The 18,650-nt window shown below is 72.2% G+C and carries 21 protein-coding genes; 2 read left to right on the top strand and 19 right to left on the bottom strand.

Annotated features, from left to right (window positions below; genetic code table 11):
• Nucleotides 1-51: 51 nt before the first annotated feature.
• From nicT to ispG, 3 genes are read right to left on the bottom strand one after another with little or no spacing between them, the layout of a single operon-like run.
• Nucleotides 52-1,188, bottom strand: a complete 1,137-nt coding sequence (gene nicT, locus NBH00_RS16095; protein WP_254569612.1) for a Nickel transporter NicT — start codon at nt 1,186-1,188, stop codon at nt 52-54.
• Between the two features lie 60 nt (nt 1,189-1,248).
• Nucleotides 1,249-1,722, bottom strand: coding sequence for a Fur family transcriptional regulator (locus NBH00_RS16100; RefSeq protein ID WP_254569613.1), 474 nt, complete (start codon nt 1,720-1,722; stop codon nt 1,249-1,251).
• Nucleotides 1,723-1,732: 10 nt separating this feature from the next.
• The gene (gene ispG, locus NBH00_RS16105; RefSeq protein WP_254569614.1) at nt 1,733-2,983 is read right to left on the bottom strand and encodes a flavodoxin-dependent (E)-4-hydroxy-3-methylbut-2-enyl-diphosphate synthase; all 1,251 of its coding nucleotides are present in this window, start codon (nt 2,981-2,983) and stop codon (nt 1,733-1,735) included.
• Between the two features lie 42 nt (nt 2,984-3,025).
• Here ispG and NBH00_RS16110 point away from each other — a divergent pair, with 42 nt between their 5' ends.
• Nucleotides 3,026-4,090, top strand: a complete 1,065-nt coding sequence (locus NBH00_RS16110) for an alpha-hydroxy acid oxidase (RefSeq protein WP_254569615.1) — start codon at nt 3,026-3,028, stop codon at nt 4,088-4,090.
• Nucleotides 4,091-4,167: 77 nt separating this feature from the next.
• Here NBH00_RS16110 and NBH00_RS16115 read toward each other — a convergent pair whose 3' ends face one another.
• The 5 genes from NBH00_RS16115 to dxr all read right to left on the bottom strand — a co-directional run bounded on the left by NBH00_RS16115 (nt 4,168) and on the right by dxr (nt 9,757).
• Nucleotides 4,168-4,644, bottom strand: a complete 477-nt coding sequence (locus NBH00_RS16115) for a GNAT family N-acetyltransferase (protein WP_254569616.1) — start codon at nt 4,642-4,644, stop codon at nt 4,168-4,170.
• Nucleotides 4,645-4,646: 2 nt separating this feature from the next.
• On the bottom strand, nt 4,647-5,624 hold the full coding sequence (locus NBH00_RS16120; RefSeq protein ID WP_254569617.1) for a magnesium and cobalt transport protein CorA: 978 nt from the start codon (nt 5,622-5,624) through the stop codon (nt 4,647-4,649).
• Nucleotide 5,625: 1 nt separating this feature from the next.
• Nucleotides 5,626-7,428: an AMP-dependent synthetase/ligase gene (locus NBH00_RS16125; RefSeq protein ID WP_254569618.1), complete on the bottom strand. Its 1,803-nt coding sequence runs from the start codon at nt 7,426-7,428 to the stop codon at nt 5,626-5,628.
• Between the two features lie 95 nt (nt 7,429-7,523).
• The gene (locus NBH00_RS16130; RefSeq protein ID WP_254569619.1) at nt 7,524-8,606 is read right to left on the bottom strand and encodes a M50 family metallopeptidase; all 1,083 of its coding nucleotides are present in this window, start codon (nt 8,604-8,606) and stop codon (nt 7,524-7,526) included.
• Nucleotides 8,603-9,757, bottom strand: a complete 1,155-nt coding sequence (gene dxr / locus NBH00_RS16135) for a 1-deoxy-D-xylulose-5-phosphate reductoisomerase (protein WP_254569620.1) — start codon at nt 9,755-9,757, stop codon at nt 8,603-8,605. Before dxr ends, NBH00_RS16130 begins: the two co-directional genes overlap by 4 nt.
• 82 nt (nt 9,758-9,839) lie before the next feature.
• On the opposite strand from dxr, the gene NBH00_RS16140 reads away from it, so the two are divergent.
• The gene (locus NBH00_RS16140; RefSeq protein ID WP_254569621.1) at nt 9,840-11,063 is read left to right on the top strand and encodes an SGNH hydrolase domain-containing protein; all 1,224 of its coding nucleotides are present in this window, start codon (nt 9,840-9,842) and stop codon (nt 11,061-11,063) included.
• Here NBH00_RS16140 and NBH00_RS16145 read toward each other — a convergent pair.
• The 11 genes from NBH00_RS16145 to NBH00_RS16195 form a co-directional block, all read right to left on the bottom strand.
• On the bottom strand, nt 11,029-11,838 hold the full coding sequence (locus tag NBH00_RS16145; protein WP_254569622.1) for a phosphatidate cytidylyltransferase: 810 nt from the start codon (nt 11,836-11,838) through the stop codon (nt 11,029-11,031). The two genes, NBH00_RS16140 and NBH00_RS16145, sit on opposite strands and share 35 nt — an antisense overlap.
• 3 nt (nt 11,839-11,841) lie before the next feature.
• Nucleotides 11,842-12,510 (bottom strand): polyprenyl diphosphate synthase, encoded by a 669-nt coding sequence (gene uppS, locus NBH00_RS16150; RefSeq protein ID WP_254569623.1) that lies wholly within the window; start codon nt 12,508-12,510, stop codon nt 11,842-11,844.
• A 72-nt stretch (nt 12,511-12,582) separates the two neighbouring features.
• Nucleotides 12,583-13,140: a ribosome recycling factor gene (gene frr / locus NBH00_RS16155; RefSeq protein ID WP_254569624.1), complete on the bottom strand. Its 558-nt coding sequence runs from the start codon at nt 13,138-13,140 to the stop codon at nt 12,583-12,585.
• Between the two features lies 1 nt (nt 13,141).
• Nucleotides 13,142-13,876, bottom strand: a complete 735-nt coding sequence (gene pyrH / locus NBH00_RS16160; RefSeq protein WP_254569625.1) for a UMP kinase — start codon at nt 13,874-13,876, stop codon at nt 13,142-13,144.
• 9 nt (nt 13,877-13,885) lie between these two features.
• Nucleotides 13,886-14,488 (bottom strand): translation elongation factor Ts, encoded by a 603-nt coding sequence (gene tsf / locus NBH00_RS16165; protein ID WP_254569626.1) that lies wholly within the window; start codon nt 14,486-14,488, stop codon nt 13,886-13,888.
• Nucleotides 14,481-15,425 carry a 30S ribosomal protein S2 gene (rpsB, locus tag NBH00_RS16170; protein WP_254569627.1) on the bottom strand — a complete coding sequence of 315 codons (945 nt, stop codon included), beginning with the start codon at nt 15,423-15,425 and terminating at the stop codon, nt 14,481-14,483. The genes tsf and rpsB overlap by 8 nt, the downstream gene beginning before the upstream one ends.
• Before the next feature lie 173 nt (nt 15,426-15,598).
• Nucleotides 15,599-16,519: an RluA family pseudouridine synthase gene (locus NBH00_RS16175; protein WP_254569628.1), complete on the bottom strand. Its 921-nt coding sequence runs from the start codon at nt 16,517-16,519 to the stop codon at nt 15,599-15,601.
• Nucleotides 16,491-16,976: a signal peptidase II gene (lspA, locus tag NBH00_RS16180; RefSeq protein WP_254569629.1), complete on the bottom strand. Its 486-nt coding sequence runs from the start codon at nt 16,974-16,976 to the stop codon at nt 16,491-16,493. The genes NBH00_RS16175 and lspA overlap by 29 nt, the downstream gene beginning before the upstream one ends.
• Before the next feature lie 6 nt (nt 16,977-16,982).
• Entirely contained in the window at nt 16,983-17,291 is a 309-nt protein-coding gene (locus tag NBH00_RS16185; protein WP_254569630.1) for a YggT family protein, read from the bottom strand.
• 5 nt (nt 17,292-17,296) lie between these two features.
• Complete coding sequence (locus NBH00_RS16190; RefSeq protein WP_254569631.1) at nt 17,297-18,037, bottom strand: pyrroline-5-carboxylate reductase family protein; 741 nt, start codon at nt 18,035-18,037, stop codon at nt 17,297-17,299.
• A 48-nt stretch (nt 18,038-18,085) separates the two neighbouring features.
• Nucleotides 18,086-18,622, bottom strand: a complete 537-nt coding sequence (locus tag NBH00_RS16195) for a cell division protein SepF (RefSeq protein WP_254569632.1) — start codon at nt 18,620-18,622, stop codon at nt 18,086-18,088.
• Nucleotides 18,623-18,650 lie beyond the last annotated feature (28 nt).

Genomic DNA, 18,650 nt, shown 5'->3' on the forward strand with positions numbered 1-18,650 from the left:
ACCCACCCCGGTCGCGGCGGCGGGCCGCGCCCCCGGGGGCGTGAGAGGGTTCTATACCGGGTCCGACGGGGCGAGGCCAGCCGTCCAGCGCTCCTCGATGCGCCCGTACCGCCACACCGCGAGCGCGACCGCCCACGTGAGCGCGAAGAGCACGCCGATGCCGTAGCCGACGAGGTTGAGGTTCAGGCCGCCCACGCCGTCCCAGAAGGTGCCGCGCAGCCCGAGCCGGTCCGACACCACCTGCAGCGCCTCGACGGTGCCGACGACGAGCGCCACCAGCACCGAGAGGGCGGTCACCGTGATGTTGTAATAGACCTTCCGCACCGGCTGGGAGAAGGCCCAGCCGTACGCGACGTTCATGAAGGCGCCGTCGATCGTGTCGAGCAGCGACATGCCGGCGGCGAAGATGACCGGGAGGCAGAGAATCGCCCAGAACGGCAGGCCGCCCGTCGCGGCGGCACCCGCGGTCGCGAGCAGCGCGATCTCGGTCGCCGTGTCGAAGCCGAGCCCGAAGAGGATCCCCAGCGGGTACATCTGCCACGGCCGGCGGACCGCGCGCGTCGCCCGCCCGAGCACGCGGTTCATGAGGCCGCGACGCTGCAGCTGCTCCTCCAGTTGCGCCTCGTCGAGCTCGCCGTGGCGCATGCGGAGGAACGTCTGCACGATGCCCCAGAGGATCGCGAGGTTCACGAAGCCGATGAGGAGCAGGAAGGCCCCCGACACCGAGGGGCCGACCGTCCCGGTGACCTGGTGCAGCGTCGACCCGTCGTGCGCCACGCCGCCGCCGAGGCCGCGCACCCCGAGCGCGAACCCGCCGGCGAGCACGAAGACGACGCTCGAATGCCCGAGCGAGAAGAAGAAGCCGACGCTCAGCGGCCGCTGGCCGTCCGCCATGAGCTTGCGGGTCGTGTTGTCGATCGCCGCGATGTGATCGGCGTCGAACGCGTGGCGCAGCCCGAGCGTGTACGCGGTCAGCCCGACCCCGATCCCGACGGCGCCCGAGCCGGACCCGAGGGCGTAGTGCCCCGGGATGACGAGGAGGAACAGGACGCCGAAGCCGACGACGTGGAGCAGCAGGACGACGAGCGCGAGGCCGGCGGCCCGGCGCCACTCCCCCGGCGTCAGCGCGTACCGGAGGCGCTGCGCGCACGAGGGGCGCGCGGCGAGCTGCGTCGGTACGACGGCCATGGCGCTCCCCTGGGTCGGCGCTGCGTGCCCGGCGACCCACCGGGCACCTCGCGTTCGACCTTATGGAGAGTCATTCGCAATTGCAACGCATTTCGGGCAGCGCCCGACGAGCGGGAAGTGGCTGAAGCGGACCTCGTAGCCGAAGCGCGCGCGCACGTCGTCGCGGACCGGGTCGAGGTCCGCCGTGGCGAGGATCTCCACGCGGTCGCACTGCTCGCAGACGAGGTACTCGCACGGTCCGCCGCGCTCCAGCGCGTACAGCCCGGGCCCGTGACCGAGGTGGACGTGGCGCACGACGCCGAGCTGCTCGAGCAGCTCGAGGTTGCGGTACACCGAGCTCACCTCGGAGCGGACGATGCGCCCATCCATGCCGTCCGCGAGCTCCTCGGCGGTGACGAGGCCGTCGGCTGCGAAGAGCCCTTCGAGCAGGACGCGGCGCGCGCTCGTCAGCCGCCCGCCGCGCGCACGGATCGCGGCGGCGACCTCGTCGACGGTGTCGAAGGCGAGCGGGACGCGGTGCGGCGCCTGCGTCACCGCCCCGCCCTCAGGTCCGGGAGAAGCGGCGCCCGGCGGTCGGCGACGCGGCCTCCAGCGCGGCGGCCGCGGCGGCGGCCTCCTCGTCGGCCTTCGCCTTCTCGGCGGCGGCACGCCGCTCCGGCGTGTCGGCCGTCATGTCCTCGTTCTCGGCGAGCCACTGCTTCGCCGCGGCGGACTCGGCGTCGTCGAACACGACCTTGCGCCCCGCCTCGTAGAACTTGTCGATCTCCTCGAAGAGCGCGTCGACGAGGTTCTCGGTCTTCACCTTGCGGATGAGCTCGCCCTTGGCGAACACGACGCCCGCGTCCTTCGCGCCGGAGATGCCGAAGTCCGCGTGGCGGGCCTCGCCGATGCCGTTGACGCCGCAGCCGAGGACCGAGACCTCGATCGGGTCCTCGTAGGCCTCGAGGCGTCGCTCGACCTCGTTCACGACCGAGTCCATGTCGAACTGCAGGCGGCCGCACGTCGGGCAGGCGATGAGGACGGGTCCGCGCTCGCGGAGCTTCAGCGCCTTGAGGATCTCCCAGGCGACCTTCACCTCCTCCTCGGCGTGGAACGTCGACAGCGAGATGCGGACGGTGTCGCCGATGCCGTCGGCGAGCAGCGTGCCGAGGCCGACGGCGCTCTTCAGCGAGCCGGCCCACTTCGTCCCCGCCTCGGTGATGCCGAGGTGCAGCGGGTACGGGATCCGCTCGCTCAGCAGCCGGTTGGAGGCGATCGTGTTCGGGACGCTCGTCGACTTCATCGAGACCTTGAAGTCCGTGAAGTCGAGCTGCTCCATGAGCTCGACGAAGCCGACGGCGGCGCTGACGAGCGCCTCGACCGGGTTCGAGTACTCGAGGTCGCGCAGGTGCGCGGGCAGCGAGCCGGAGTTCACGCCGATGCGCATCGGCGTGCCGTGGGCCTTGGCGACCTTGATGACCTCGGCGACCTTCTCGGGGCCCCCGATGTTGCCCGGGTTCAGGCGGACGCAGTGGGCGCCCGCCTCGATCGCCTTGATCGCGAGCGTGTGGTTGAAGTGGATGTCGGCGATGATCGGGATCGGCGACTGCGCGACGATCGTCTTCAGCGCCTCGACGTCCTCCGCCCGCGGGACCGCGACGCGCACGAGGTCGGCGCCCGCCTCGGCGACGCGGCGGATCTGCGCCATCGTCTCCGGCAGGTTCGCCGTCTCCGTCTTCGTCATCGTCTGGACGGCGACAGGGGCGCCGCCCCCGATGAGGACGCCGCCGACGTTGATCTGCCGCTGCGAAGCCATACCTCCAGTGTACGAGCGACGCTCCGTTAGGGTCTCATCGCGATGCCGATCGACCCGTGCTGCCTGGCCGACTACGAGGCGCTCGCGCAGGAGCTGCTGGACGCCGGTCCGCACGGCTACTTCGCCGGCGGGGCGGGCGACGAGCGCACCCTCCGCGCGAACGTCGCCGCCTGGGGCGAGCACCGGCTCCTCCCGCGGGTCCTCGTCGACGTGCACGACGTCTCCACGGCGACGACGGTCCTCGGGACGCCGGTGTCGATGCCGGTGCTCGTCGCCCCGGTAGCGCTGCAGAAGATGGCGCATCCGGACGGTGAGGCAGGGATGGCGCGGGCGGCCGCCGCGGCGGGGACGATCATGACGCTCTCGACGATCGCGACCTCGACCCCGTCGGAGGTCGCAACGGGGGCGCCCGCCGACGCCCCGCGCTGGTTCCAGGTCTACGTCCTGTCGGACCGCGGCGTCACCCGGACGCTCGTGGAGGAGGCCGAGGCCTGCGGCTTCACCGCCCTCGTCCTTACCGTCGACGCGCCGCGCGCCGGCCGCCGCGAGTGCGACCTGCGCACCGGCTTCGCCGTCCCCGAGGGGATCGACATGCCCGCGGTCACCTCCGCGACCGGCGGCAGCGCGGGCATCACGCCGGCGGGCTTCTTCTCGCTCATGGACACGACCCTCAGCTGGGACGACCTCGAGACGTTCGTCGCGGACAGCCCGCTCCCGGTCCTCGTGAAGGGCATCCACCACCCCGCCGACGCGCGGAAGGCGGTCGAGCGCGGCGTCGCGGGCGTCGTCGTCTCAAACCACGGCGGCCGACAGCTCGACAACGTCCCGGCGACCGCCGACATGCTCGGGCCGGTCGTCGACGCGGTCGCCGGGGCCGCGGAGATCCTCGTCGACGGCGGCATCCGCCGCGGCACCGACGTCTGCGCCGCGCTCGCGCTCGGCGCGCGGGCCGTCCTCGTCGGCCGCCCGGCCCTCTGGGGCCTCACGGCCGGCGGCGAGGCCGGGGCGCTGCAGGTCCTGAAGCTCCTCCAGGCCGAGCTCGAGCTCGCGATGACGCTGCTCGGCTGCGCGCGGGTGGAGGACATCACCGCCGACCGGCTCGCCTGAGGGCCCTCTGCCGGACGCCCCCCGACAACGGGAACGCAGCCACTGTCGCTGAGCGACAGTGGCAGCATTCCGTTTGCTCAGAGCGGCCGCCGGAGCTCCACCATGTCCATGCCGAGGTGCGGCTCGAAGTAGGGCTCGACGTGGAGGTGCCAGCCCTCGTGGCCGTCGAAGGCGCGCGCCCGCGCCTGCCCGGCCGGGGTGAAGAGGCGCATGGCGTCCGCCGTGCTCGCGGCGGCCGCACCGACCGCACGCGCGAGCAGCTCCGCGGCGAGCCCGGTCCCCCACGCCGCCTCGTCGACGAAGAGGTGGAAGAGGTGCCAGACGCCGGGCTCCTCCTCGAGCGGGTACCCGGCGACGTGCGAGCGGCCTGTGGGCGCGATCCACCCGGCGAAGCCGTCGATCCGCATCCGCAGGACGATGCGGTCGCGATGATCCTCCGCGGACGGCGGCTCCCAGGCGCGGGGCGCGAAGGCACGATAGGTCTCGAAGCCCCGCACGATGTTCGCGGTCATCGCGTCGACGTCGCCCGCCGTCACGGGCCGCAGCCCGGACATCGCTACAGCCACCCCGCCCGTCGCAGCCGCCGGTAGAGCAGCCCGCAGGCGGTCGCCATGACGCCGAGCGCGAGCGGGTAGCCGTACTGCCAGTGCAGCTCCGGCATGTGGTCGTAGTTCATGCCCCAGATGCCGGCGAACATCGTCGGGATCGCCGCGATCGCGACCCAGGCGGAGATCCGGCGCATGTCCTCGTTCTGCCGCACCGTGATCTGCGTGAGGTTCGCCTGCAGCGCGCTCGACAGCAGGGCCCGGAAGCCGTCGATCCGGGTGGACGTGCGCAGCAGGTGGTCGTGGACGTCGCGGAAGTACGCCGACAGCTCCGGCACGACCTCGGCGAGCCGTCCGCGGGCCAGCCGGTCGACGGCCGGCAGCAGCGGGGCCACCGCGCGCTGGAACTCGAGCACCTCGCGCTCGAGCTTGAAGATGCGCGCCGCCGGGTTCATGTGCGCCTCGCCCGAGAAGACCTGCTCCTCGACCTGCTGGATGTCGACCTCGACCCCGTCGACGACGAGGTCGTAGTCGTCGACGACGCGGTCGAGGATGGCGTGGAGCGCGGCGGGCGGGCCGTGCTTCAGCAGCGTCGGGTTCTCCTCCGCGGCGTGCCGCACGTCCGCGAGCGCGGTCGCCGCCCCGTGTCGCACGGTGACGAGGAACCGCTTGTGGATGAAGATCTGCACCTCGCCGACCCGCACGACCTCCTCGGTGTCGACGTACTCGACCGGCTTGACGACGACGAACAGCGTCTCCCCGTAGACCTCGAACTTCGGCCGCTGGTGGGCGTTGATCGCGTCCTCGACCGCGAGCGGCGGAAGGTCGAACGCCTCGACGATCCGCTCGAACTCCTCCCCCACCGGGTCGGCGACGCCGACCCAGACGAAGCTGTCCGGGTCGTCGAGCGTCTCCGCGCACGCGTCCGCCGGGTCGATGTGGCCGGGGACGCGCCGCCCGTGGCGGTACAGGGCGCAGTCGACGATCACGTCACGCGTACATCGCCTCGATGTCGGCGGTGTACTTCGCGTCGATCGGGCGCCGCTTGAGCTTCATCGTCGGGGTCAGCTCGTCGCCGCCGGGCAGCCAGTCGCCCGCGACGATCGTGAACTTCTTCAGCTGCTCCACGCGGGCGAGCTTCGCGTTCGCCGCGTCGACCCCGCCCTGGATCTCGGCCCGGACCTCCTCGTTGGCCGCGAGCGCCTCCAGCGACGTGTCCTCGATGCCGCGCTTCGCCGCCCAGGCCGGCGCGAAGTCGGCGTCCAGGACGATGAGCGCCGTGTTGTAGAGGCGCCCGTCGCCGATGCAGCACGCCTGCCCGATGAGCGGGTGGGCGGACTTCAGCGTCGCCTCGATGTTCGCCGGGGACATGTTCTTGCCCGCGGCGTTGATGATGATCTCCTTCTTGCGGTCGACGATCGAGAGGTAGCCGTCCTCGTCGAGCTTCCCGATGTCACCGGTGTGCAGCCAGCCGTCCTGGATCGCCTCGGCCGTCTTCTCCGGGAGGTTCCGGTAGCCGGGCATGACGACGCCGCCGCGGATGAGCACCTCGCCGTCCTCGGCGATCCTGATCTCCACGCCGGGCGCGGCCGGGCCGACCGTCCCGATCTTGATCCGGTCGGGCGGGTTCACGGCGCCGGCGCCGCACGTCTCGCTCATCCCCCAGAGCTCGGCGAGCGGCAGGCCGATCGCGTGGAAGAACTCGAGCACCTCGACGGGCGTCGGCGCGGCGCCGACGTTGATCGCCTTCACCTGGTCGAGGCCGAGCATCGCCCGCCAGCCCGCGAAGAGCGAGGCGTCCGCGGCATCGGCGGCCGCATCGATCTCGGCGGGCACCTCCTCGCCGCGCTGGCGCAGGCGCACCCGCTCGGTCGCGGCGGCGAGGCCCTTCTGGGCCGCCTCCTGCTGCTCGTCCGGCAGGCCGGCGACCGCCGTCTCCAGGCCGGCCTTGAGCTTCTCCCAGATGCGCGGCACCGCAAAGAACCAGTGCGGGCGCACCTGCGGCAGGACGCCGAGCACCGCGCGCGGGTCGGGGCACGAGGTGATCTGCAGGCCGAAGGCGACCGGCAGGTAGTGGTGGGCGGCGCGCTCGGCGATGTGCGCGCTCGGGAGCCACGAGATGACCCGCGAGCCGCTCGGGAACTGCACCATCGCCTCGACCGCCTCCACGGCGACGAGCAGGTTGCCGTGCGTGAGCTGCACGCCCTTCGGCGGCCCGGTCGTGCCCGACGTGTAGATGAGCGTGAGGATGTCGTCGGAGCCGAGGGCCGCGACCGCCGCGTCGACGTCGAAGGACGTGTCCGGCGCGGCCATGACCGCCTCGAGCGTCGTGCAGCCCTCCGGGACGTCACCCTCGGCGCCCACGACGACGACGTGCTGCAGGCCCGGGAGCTCCTTGCGCGCCTCGAGCACGACGTCGAGGAACTGGGGCTCGGTGATGATGATGTGCGCGTCTGCGTCGGAGACGACGAACTGCACCTGCTCCGGCGTGTACTGCATGTAGATCGAGAACGGCGTCGCCCCGATCATCATCGCGGCGAGGTCGCAGAGGTGGAACTCGGGGCGGTTGGCCAGCATGAGCGCGATCGTCTGCCCGCGCTCCAGGCCGAGGCCGACCAGCGACTGCGCGAGGAGGTCGACCTTCTCCCGCAGCTCACCCCAGGTCCAGGCGATCGAGTCGTCGAGCGTGCGGACGGCGACCTCGCCGGGCTGCTGGCTCGCGGTGATGCGGAACGCCTCGGCCATCGACGCGGCGTCGATCGCCTTCCGGGACGCGGCAGTGCTGGATTCCATGGATGAACTCCTCCCTCTCAAGGGACCGTGATGTGGCGGCCGCGGGCCCCCGTCCGGGGGCGTCCCCCGTTGCGGGGGACCGGCCGCTGGCGAGCCTACCGCACGCCGAAACCCTGGCCCTGCAGGCGCCCGATGTCGTTCGTCAGCCCGATGGCGAAGAGGACGATGACGAGCATGAAGCCGAGCACGCTCGCCTTCTCCATCCAGTCGAACGGGACGGCGCGGCCGCGGAGCTTCTCGGCGATCGCCCAGAAGATGTGGCCGCCGTCGAGCGGGAGGAACGGGAAGAGGTTCACGATCGCGAGCGACAGGCTGATGATCGCGAGGATGTTCATCGCGTCGACGAACCCGAACGTCGAGATCGTCTGGCGGGTCGTCTCGTAGGAGCCGACGACCCCCGAGACCTCCTTGCGGGCCTTGCTCGACACGAAGATCCGCCCGAGCGAGCTGACGGTCGCCTTCGTCACCCGCCACATGCCGGAGATGGACGACGAGGAGGCCTCGAGCACGCCCTGGCGGTCGTACACGATGCCGAAGGCGAAGCCGAGGCGCGTGCGCTTCGCGCCGGGGTCGTAGGTCGGCGTGAGGTGCAGGACCTTGCGCGCGCCGTCCCGCCGGATGACGACCCGGGCCGGGGTCAGCGCCTGGCAGCCCTTGTGCGGGATGCCGAAGCAGACGTGCGACTGCACGGCGGCGGAGAACAGCGCGGCGTCGCCCTTCTGCCCGTCGATCGAGACGATCCGGTCGCCGGGCTGGAGCTTCCCGGCGGCGGGCGAGCCGGCGTTGACCGTGTCGACCTTCTGCGAGATGCCGGTCGCGACGCCCTGGAAGGCGAACAGCGCCCACAGGATCACGAACGCGACGATGATGTTCATGATCGGGCCGGCGGCGATGACGACGATCCGCTTCCACGGGGCCTGGCGGTAGTAGGCGCGGTGCGCCACCTCCGGCGGGATGTCCTCCGCCGGGTTCATGCCGGTGATCTTCACGTAGCCGCCGAGCGGGATCGCCCCGATCCCGTACTCGGTCTCGCCCCACCTCTTCTTCGCGACGAGCGGCGGGAAGAAGAGCGCGAACCGCTCCACGCGCATCCCCACCGCCTTGGCCGCGAGGAAGTGGCCGAGCTCGTGGAGGACGATGAGGGCGGCGAACCCGGCGAAGGCGAGGACGTAGCTCATGCGGCGGTGACCAGGCCCCCGGCGACGTCGCGTGCCTCGCGGTCGGCCTCGTAGAGCGTCTCGAACGCGCGGATCGGGGCGGCGCCGACCTCGTCGAGCGTCCGCTCGATGACCTCGGGGATGCCGAGGAAGCCCAGCCGCCCGCTCAGGAAGGCGTGCACGGCGACCTCGTTGGCCGCGTTGAGGACGCACGGCGCGGTGCCGCCCTCGATCGCCGCCTCGCGGGCGAGCCGCAGGCACGGGAACGCGTCGTGGTCGACGTGCTCGAAGGTCAGGGCCCCCAGCTCGGCGAGGTCGAGCGGGGCGACCGGGAGGTCCATGCGCTCGGGGTGATGGAGCGCGTAGGCGATCGGGACGCGCATGTCGGGGTGCCCGAGGTGGGCGAGCGTCGCCCCGTCGCTGAGGTTGATGAGCGCGTGGATGATCGACTGCGGGTGCACGACGACGTCGATGCGGTCGTACGGCGTGCCGAAGAGGTGGTGCGCCTCGATGACCTCGAGGCCCTTGTTCATGAGCGTCGCGGAGTCGATCGAGATCTTGCCGCCCATCGCCCACGTGGGGTGCGCGAGCGCCTCCTCGACGGTCACGTGCTCGAGGTCGGCGCGGGTGCGCCCGCGGAACGGGCCGCCGCTCGCGGTGAGGACGAGCCTGTCGACCGCGGCGGGATGCTCGCCGGCGAGGAGCTGATGCAGCGCGGAGTGCTCGGAGTCCACCGGCAGCAGCTGGGCGCCCGTCGCCTCCGCGAGCTGCATGACGAGCTCGCCACCGACGACGAGCGACTCCTTGTTCGCGAGCGCGAGGTCGATGCCCTCACCGAGGGTCGCGACGGTCGGACCGAGGCCGGCGCTCCCGACGAGCGCGTTGAGGACGAGGTCGGGCTGCGTCTCGAGGACGAGGCGGACGAGCCCCTCGGCGCCGACGAGCACCTCTCCGTCGGTCCACGCCTCCCCGGCACGGGCGGCGGCGTCGGCGTCCGCGAGGGCGATCCGGTCCACGCCGTGGGCGATCGCCTGCTCGACGAGCGGCTCCCAGGAGCGCTCGGCGCTGAGCCCGACGAGCTCGAGGTCGGGGGAGCGGCCCACGATGTCCAGGGCCTGGGTCCCGATCGAGCCGGTGGAGCCGAGGATGAGCAGACGGCGGGGGGCGGACACCGGTCCATGATGGCACCCGCGGCTCGGCCACCCGCCGCAGGTGGCGCCGCAGCGCCCCGCGGCTTCCTACAGTTCACGGGCGATGCGCGTGCCCTCGGCCCTCAGGACGGTGGTCTTCCTCGTCGTCGTCGCCGCGGTCACCGCCGCCCTCGTCGCGCGTCTCGCCGGGTCGGGTGACGACGGTGCCGCGCCGGCCGGCCCGGGGTCGACGATCGCCGTCGCCCCCGCCGCGCCCCGCGACCCCGCCCGGCCCACCCCGGCCCCGGCGCAGGCCCCGACGCCCGCCCCCGCCCCGCTCCTGCCCGACGCCCGCACGCCGCTGCCGGCGATCGTCCGCTCGCCCTGCTTCGGCGCGGCCTCGGAGGACCCGCGGGCCCCCTGCCGCAACCTCCGCCTCGCGACGACTGTCTTCCCCACCCCTGCCACGGCGAAGGCCGCCCAGCGCCAGGAGGGCTGCCGGCGCAGCTACGACGACGGCCTGCTGCGCATCTGCCTGTGGGGCGCCGTGGCAGCGCCCGGCCGCCGCACCGTCGCGCTCGTCGGCGACAGCCACGCGTCGCACTGGCGCGCCGCCCTCGGCGACGTCGTCCGCACCCGGGGCTGGCGGGCCGTCTCGATCTCGCGCGCCGGCTGCCCCCTGACGCTCGCGCGCCCGCTCTTCCGCCGGCCCGGCCAGGCCGCCCAGTGCGAGGCGTGGAACCGGCAGGTGCAGCGGTGGATCGCCGCGCACCGCGCGATCAGCGTCGTCTTCACCGGCGCCCACCGGATCAGGGTCGTCCCGGCCGGCGGCGAGACCGCCATCGCCGCCCGCCGCGCCGGCTACGTGCGCGCGTGGCACGAGCTGCTGCGCTCCTCCGGCGTCCGGCACGTCGTCGTCCTCCGCGACACCCCGCGGACGACCGCCGCCGCGCTGACATGCGTCGGGACCGCGGTGGCCACCCACGCGGACGCCGGGGCCGAGTGCGCACTCCCCCGCCGCGTCGCCCTGCCGCCCGACCCGGCGAGCCGCGCGGCGCGCAGCCTGCGCTCGCCCCAGATCCAGGTCGCCGACCTCTCCCGCTTCTTCTGCGGCCCCGCCGTCTGCCGCCCGGTCATCGGCGGCGCGCTCGTCCTGCGCGACGTCTCGCACATGACGACGACGTTCAGCGCGACGCTGGGGCCCTACCTGCTGCGGACGGTCGACCGGCTCGCGACGGCGTGGCCGGCGGCGGCGAAGCACGCGCTCGAGGCGGCGGCGCTCGCGAAGGCCCGCACCGCCACGACCCGGCCGGTCAGAGCAGCGCGAGCCAGACGTAGTAGCCGGTGACGACGGTGAACATCACCGCGTCGAGCCGGTCGAGCGCGCCGCCGTGGGCCCCGAACAGCGTGCCGGTGTCCTTCGTGCCCGCGTCCCGCTTGAGGTAGCTCTCGAAGAGGTCGCCGATCGGGGCGAGCACGGCGACGGCCGCGCCGAGGACGAGGGCGTCGACCCCGGACATCCAGTCCTGGTAGAGCCCGGCGCACCACACCGCGACCACGGCGGTGAGGAAGCCGCAGGCGAGCCCCTCGACGGTCTTGTTCGGGGAGACGCGCGGCGCGAGCTTCGTCCGCCCGAACGCCCGGCCCCCGAGGTAGGCGCCGGTATCCCCGAGGAACGTGCCGACGAGGATGTCGATGAGCACCGCCTCGCCGTGGGGCAGCCGCCGCAGGAGGACGGCGTGCGCGAGCGCGAGGCCGATCCACGCGAGGGCGAGCATCGTCACGGAGATCCCGGGCGCCCCGCCCTTCGGCTGCATGAGGATGAGGACGAAGACGATGGGGAACGACGCCATCATCACCATGAGGACGTTGCGCTCGTCGCCGAGCTGTGCGGCCACGATGAGCCCGAGCAGGCCGATGATCGCCCCGAGCCGCGACGGGTGCGCGTTCGAGAACATGAGGAACAGCTCGTGGAACATGATCGCGCCGAGCGCGAACATGCCCGCGGCGAAGACGCCGCCGCCGGCGACGACGAGGATGAGCGCGACGGCCACCGCGGGGATCGCCACGATGACACGGGCCTTCAGGTCCGAGCGGGTCGCCGCGTCGAGCACCTCGTCCATGACTCACCGCCCCCCGAAACGGCGCTGACGGGTGTCGTACTCGTCCAGGCACCGCTCGAAGGCCGCGGCGTCGAAGTCGGGCCACAGCTCGGGCGCGAAGACGAGCTCGCTGTAGGCCGCCTGCCAGAGGAGGAAGTTCGAGATGCGCTGCTCGCCCGAGGTCCGGATGACGAGGTCGGGGTCGTGCATTTCGGGCGCGTACAGGCCCCGCGCGAACGCCTCCTCGCCCCCGCCCTGGTAGCGCTCGGCGGCGTCGAGGATCTCCTGCCGGCCGCCGTAGTCGAACGCGATGAAGAGCGTGATGCGGGTGTTCGCCGCGGTGATCGCCTCGGCCTCCTCCATCTGGTCCAGGAGCGCCTTCGCGACGCGGTCGCGCCGGCCGATGAACCGCATGCGCACCCCCTGATCGTCGAGCTCGGGCGTCTCGCGCAGGATCCGCTCGGAGAACATCCGCATGAGCGTCGTGACCTCCTCGGCGCTCCGCTGCCAGTTCTCGGTCGAGAACGAGTAGACCGTCAGCTCCTCGATGCCGAGGCGGACGGCGTCCTTCAGCCGCGCCTTGACGACGTCGGCCCCGGCCTCGTGCCCCTCCGCCACCGGGACGCCCCGGGCCTGCGCCCACCGCCCGTTGCCGTCGGTGATGATCGCGACGTAGCGCGCCGGTTCAGTCACGCCCGGACTCCGCGATGTTCGCCCCCTGGGCGAACTCGCAGTGGCGTCCGGGCGCTCTGCGCGAGGACGCCACTAGACCTCGAGGATCTCGGCTTCCTTGGACTTCAGGGCGGCGTCGAGCTCCGCGATCCGCTGATCGGTCAGCTTCTGCAGCTCGCCCTCGGCCCGGTGCTCGTCGTCGGCACCGATCTCGCCCTCGTCCTTCAGCTCCTTCAGGTCCTGCATCGTGTCGCGGCGCACGTTGCGCACGGCGACACGGCCGTCCTCGGCGATCCCGCGGACCATCTTCACCATCTCGCGGCGGCGCTCCTCGGTGAGCTCCGGGACGGAGAGGCGGATGATCTTGCCGTCGTTCGACGGGTTGAGCCCGAGCTGCGCGAGCGAGATCGCCTTCTCGATCGCGGTGATCGAGCCGGCGTCGAACGGCTGCACGGTGAGCAGCCGCGCCTCGGGCGCGTTGATCGTCGCGAGCTGCTTCAGCGGGGTCTGCGCGCCGTAGTAGTCGACCGAGACGCGGTCCAGCAGCGACGGGCTCGCGCGGCCCGTGCGCACGGTCCCGAAGAGGCCCACGCAGGCCTCCACACGCTTGCCCATCTGCTCCATGGCGTCGGCCAGGAGCTCGTCACTCATCTCAGTCATCAGAAGTCACCAGCGTCCCCACTCGTTCGCCCGACACTATCCGGTCGATGTTCCGCTCATCGTCCATGTTGAACACGTGGATCGGGACCTTGTTGTCCATGCAGAGGCTCAGCGCGGTGGAGTCCATCACCTTCAGGCCGCGCTGCAGCGCCTCCATGTGGGTGACGTGGCGCAGCAGCATCGCCTCGGGGTTCTCGCGCGGGTCGTCGTCGTAGACGCCCTCGACCCCGTTCTTCGCCATGAGGATGGCCTCGGCGTGGATCTCCACCGACCGCAGGGCCGCGGCGGTGTCGGTCGTGAAGAACGGGTTGCCGGTACCCGCCGCGAAGATGACGACGCGCCCCTTCTCGAGGTGGCGCATGGCCCGGCGGCGGATGTACGGCTCGGCGACCTCGTGGATCGTGAGCGCGCTCATCACGCGGGTGTTCTGCCCGAGGCGCTCGAGGCCGTCCTGCAGCGGCAGGGCGTTGAGCACCGTCGCGAGCATGCCCATGTAGTCCGCGGTCGCCCGGTCCATCCCGGCGGCCGCGCCCTTCATCCCGCGGTAGATGTTGCCGCCGCCGACGACGATCGCGACCTGCACCCCGCGGTCCACGACCGCCTTGATCGCGGCCGAGACGGCCTTCACCCGCTCCGGATCGGTGCCGTAGTCGAGGGAGCCCATGAGGGACTCCCCCGACAGCTTCAGCAGGATCCGCCCGAAGACGGGTGCCGGCGCCTCGGACATGCGCTCGGGCTACTCGCCGACCGCGAACCGGCTGAAGCGGCTGATGACGACGTTCTCGCCGGTCTTCGCCGACAGGTCCGCGCGGAGCTGCTCGATCGTCTTGGACTCGTGCTTGTCCTCGTTGACGTGCTTCTGGTCCAGGAGGGAGACCTCCGAGTACCACTTCTTCAGCATGCCCTCGACGATCTTCGGCCGGATGTTCTCCGGCTTGTCGGCGACCTGCTGCTCGAAGACGCGGGACTCCTTGTCCTTGTCCTCCTGGGGGATGTCGTCCGACGAGATGTACTTCGTCGTCGGCGACGCCGCGAGGTGCATCGCGATCTCGCGGGCGAACGCGATGAAGTCCTCGTTGCGGGCGACGAAGTCGGTGTTGCAGTCGACCTCGACGAGCACGCCGACCTTGCCGTTGGCGTGGATGTAGGACTGGACGGTGCCCTCGGCGGCCTCGCGGTCGGCGAGCTTGCCGACCTTCTTGCCGAGCTTCACGCGGAGCAGCTCGACGGCCTTCTCGACGTCACCCTCGACCTCGGTCAGCGCGTTCTTGCACTCCATCATGCCCGCGCCCGTCTTCTGGCGCAGCTCCTTCACCATCGTCGCGGTGATGTCAGCCATTCGTCGTCTCCTCGGTGGTCGTCGCGGCGGCCGCGGGGGCCTCGGGGGCAGCGGGGGCGGCCTCGGCGGGCGCGGTGGCCTCGGCGGGCGCGGTGGCCTCGGCGGCGGCCTTGGCCTCGGCGGCGGCCTTCTGCTCGGCCTCGGCGGCGGCCTTGGCGGCCTCCTCGGCGGCACGGCGGGCCTGCTCCTCGGCGGCACGCTGGGCGGCGGCGGCCTGCTCACGCGCCTGGCGCTCCTGCTCGGCGGCCACGAACGCGCCGCGACCCTCGGCGACGCAGTCGGTGATCGCCTTCGTGATGACGTTGCACGAGCGGATCGCGTCGTCGTTGCCCGGGATGATGTAGTCGATCCCGTCGGGGTCGCAGTTCGTGTCGACGAGGCCGATGATCGGGATGCGCAGGCGCTTGGCCTCCTGCACGCCGATGAGCTCGGTCTTCAGGTCGATGATGAAGATCGCGTCCGGCGGACGGGTCATGTTCTTCACGCCGCCGAGGTTCGCGCGGAGCTTCGCGAGGTCGGCCTGGGCCGCCATGCGCTCGCGGGTCGGGAGCAGCGCGAGCTGGCCCGCCTCCTCCCAGCGCTCGAGGTCGTGCAGGCGCTTGATCCGGTTCTGGATCGTCTGGAAGTTCGTGAGCAGGCCACCGAGCCAGCGGTGGTTGACGTACGGCTGCCCGCAGGCCTCCGCCATCTCCTTGATGCCGTCACGCGCCTGCTTCTTCGTGCCGACGAAGAGGATCGTGCCGCCGCGGTGCGCGGTCTGCAGCGCGAACTCCTGCGCCTGGGCCAGGAGGGCCTGGGCCTTCAGCAGATCGATGATGTAGATGCCGCCACGCTCACCGTGGATGAACCGGCGCATCTTGGGGTTCCAGCGGCGCGTCTGATGCCCGAAGTGCACTCCGGACTCCAGCAGCTCCTTGATGCCGACCTGAGTCGCCATGTGCTGCTCCTTCTCGCTTGTGGGTACTGGTGTGACCGCGCGGCTGGGCGTGGACCCCGGGCCGCCGTCATCGGGACGGTGGCGGGGCAGCTCCACGACCGGGGTGTCCGGGCGGGTAGGGGACGTCGGAAAACTGCCGGACCAGTGTACGCGAGTCGCCGCCCGCGGCGCGGTCAGCCGCCGGCGGCGGCCAGCGCGTCGGCGAGGTCCGGCGGGAGCGGCGACTCGCAGGCGATGCTCTCGCCGGTCACCGGGTGCGGGAACGCGAGCCGCGTGGCGTGGAGGAACTGCCGCTGGAGGCCGAGCAGCCCCTCGCGCCCGTACTCGGGATCCCCGGCGATCGGCAGCCCGATCGCCTGCATGTGCACGCGGATCTGGTGCGTGCGGCCGGTCTCCAGGTGGACGCGGAGCAGCGTGTAGCGCTCGAGCGCGCGCTCGATCGTGAAGTGGGTCCGGGCCTCGCGCGGCTGGTCGGTGTCGATCGAGTGGCGAGTGCGGACGTGGCGGTCGCGGCCGATCGGGGCGTCGATCGTCCCGGAGCGCGCCGTCGGGCGGCCCTCGACGAGCGCGAGGTACTCCCGGGTGATGTCGCGGGCCTGGAGCGCCGCCTTCAGCGCCTCGTGGACCGCGTCGGACTTCGCGACGACGAGCAGGCCGCTCGTGTCCTTGTCGAGGCGGTGGACGAGCCCCGCGCGCCACGGGTCCTCCCCGCCGGCCGCGGTACCGGCCAGCGCCTGCGCGAGCGTCCCCTGCCAGTGACCGCGCGCCGGGTGCACGACGACGCCCGCGGGCTTGTCGACGACGATGAGGTGCTCGTCCTCGTAGGCGACGGTGTACTCGGCGACCGGTACGTCCGGGTCGATCTCGCCCGTCGGCGCGGTGACCGGCTGGGCGGCCTCGATCGCCGCGTCGTCGACGTCGATCTCGTCGCCCGCGCTCACGACGTGGCGCTTGACGACCGTCCGCCCGCCGATCCGCACGGCGCCCTCGGCGATGAGCCGCGCCGCGCGTGTGCGGGAGCCGAGCGAGCCGGCCAGGACCGCGTCGAGGCGCTCGCCGTCGTCGTCAGGACCCGCCGTCAGCCGCATCGCCATCCCCCCGTTCCATGACGTAGAGCAGCGCGAGGACGCCGAAGGTGATCGCCATGTCGGCGACGTTGAACGCCGGCCACGCCGGGAGCTTCACGAAGTCGGTGACGGCCCCGTCGCGGACGCGGTCGATGATGTTCCCGAGGGCGCCGCCGGTGAGCATCCCGGTCGGCAGCCAGATGTACGGCGTGGCGATGTTCCGCGCGACGTAGACGAGCAGGCCGAGCACGGCGAGCCCGATGACGAGCGAGACGATCGCGCCCTTGCCCTCCAGGGCGCTGAAGGCGACGCCGCGGTTCTGCGCGTGGACGAGCTTCACGGCCGGGAGGACCGCGTTCTCCTCACCCACGTCGAGGCCGTCCTTGACGAGCTTCTTCGTGAGCTGGTCGAGCAGGACGACGACGGCGAGCACGAGGCCGGCGCGCGACCACGCTCGGGTCGCCGTGGAGGACGGCCCGGCCATGCGCGCTCAGCCGCGGATGATGTTGACGAGAATGGCGCCCGCGAACTGCAGGACGAGGATGGCGACCATCGGGCTGAGGTCGAGCGGGCCGAACTGCGGGATGTAGCGGCGGAAGAAGGCGAGGAACGGCCCGACCGTGTCGTCGAGGAAGCCGATGACGCCGCTCGACCAGCGCGAGTACGGCATGCGCCCGCCGAAGCCGAAGTACATCGACTGCAGGATCCACGCGATGACGAGCAGCGTGTAGACGAGGATGAGCGCCGAGACGAAGTCGGCGACGTCGCCGCGGGCGAGGGCGAGGGGCAGCGCGGGCATGGGGTTCAGCGTCCTCCGAGGACGGCGTCGATGGCGTCGCTGAAGGCGGCGCGCACGCCACCCCGCTCCAGGGCGTCCAGGCCGCGGGCGGTCGAGCCGCCGGGCGAGGTGACCTCGCGGCGGACCGCGAGCGTGTCGAACTCGCGCCTGCGCAGGAGGGCGGCGGTGCCGGCCATCGTCTGCACGACGAGCTCGGCGGCCTGGTCGGCGGGAAGGCCGCGACGGATGCCGGCGTCGATCTGCGCCTCGGCGACGAGCGCCCAGTACGCCGGCGTGTTGCTCATGAGCCCCATCGCGACGTCGACCTGGGCCTCCGGCAGCGAGACGAGCGTGCCGAGCCGGGCGAAGAGCGCGAGGACCTCCGGGTCGCCGGCGCCCTCGAGCGCGTGGATGACCGCGCCCTGGCGGACCTCGACGGGGGTCGACGGCAGGAAGCGGTAGACGGTCGTTTCCGGGTACGCGGCCTGCAGGTCGCTCAGCGGCACGCCGCCGAGGATCGAGGCGACGGCCTTCGCGTGCGGGGCGACCTCGGCCGCGACGGCGGCGAGCTGCGGGGGCTTGTGGCAGAGCACGACGAGGTCGGCACGCTCCGCGAGCTCCGCGTTCGTGGCGACGGCCTCGCCACCGACCTCGGCCGCGAGCGCGGCCGCCCGCTCCGGCAGCGCGTCGGTGCACAGGACGGGGTCACCCCAGCCCCGCACCATGGCGCGCGCCATGTTCCCCGATCCGATGAGCCCGATCTGCATTGGGGTCATCGTATTGGCGGGCCGGGCGAAGACGCCCTGCGCCCGCCGTCAGGACTGGTTGAAGAAGCCCTTCTCGATGAGCTCGGCCCGCTCCTCCGCGCTGATCTCGACGTTGCGCGGCGTGAGCATGAACACCTTGTCGGCGATCCGCTGCATGCCGCCGTCGAGGGCGTAGGTGAGGCCGGAGGCGAAGTCGATGAGGCGCTTCGCGAGGTCGTTGTCGGTCCCCTGGAGGTTCAGGACGACCGGAATCGAGTCCTTGAACTTGTCGGCGACCTGTTGGGCGTCGTTGAACGACTTCGGGATGACGAGGTGCACGCGGACGTCGCTGCCGTTGCGGCCGCCGGGCGCGGCGCCGCCGACGGCGCGCAGCCGCGTCGTGCGGGCGCTGTCGTCGGCGAAGATGTCGTCGAAGTCGTCGCCGCGGCGGCGCGTGCTCAGGCGGCGGACGTTCGGGCGCTCGCGGTAGCTCTCGGCGAGCGCGGCCTCCGGCTCGTACTCGGGCTCGTCGTCGTACGCAGGGTCGCGGTCTTCGGCGAGGCCGAAGTAGACGAGTCCGCGGTGCCAGGTGTCACGAAAGGCCATACCGAGGGGAAGGTTAGCCCTTTCCGGC

Origin of the sequence: Paraconexibacter antarcticus, assembly GCF_024220175.1 — a bacterium.
GTDB lineage: Bacteria > Actinomycetota > Thermoleophilia > Solirubrobacterales > Solirubrobacteraceae > Paraconexibacter > Paraconexibacter antarcticus.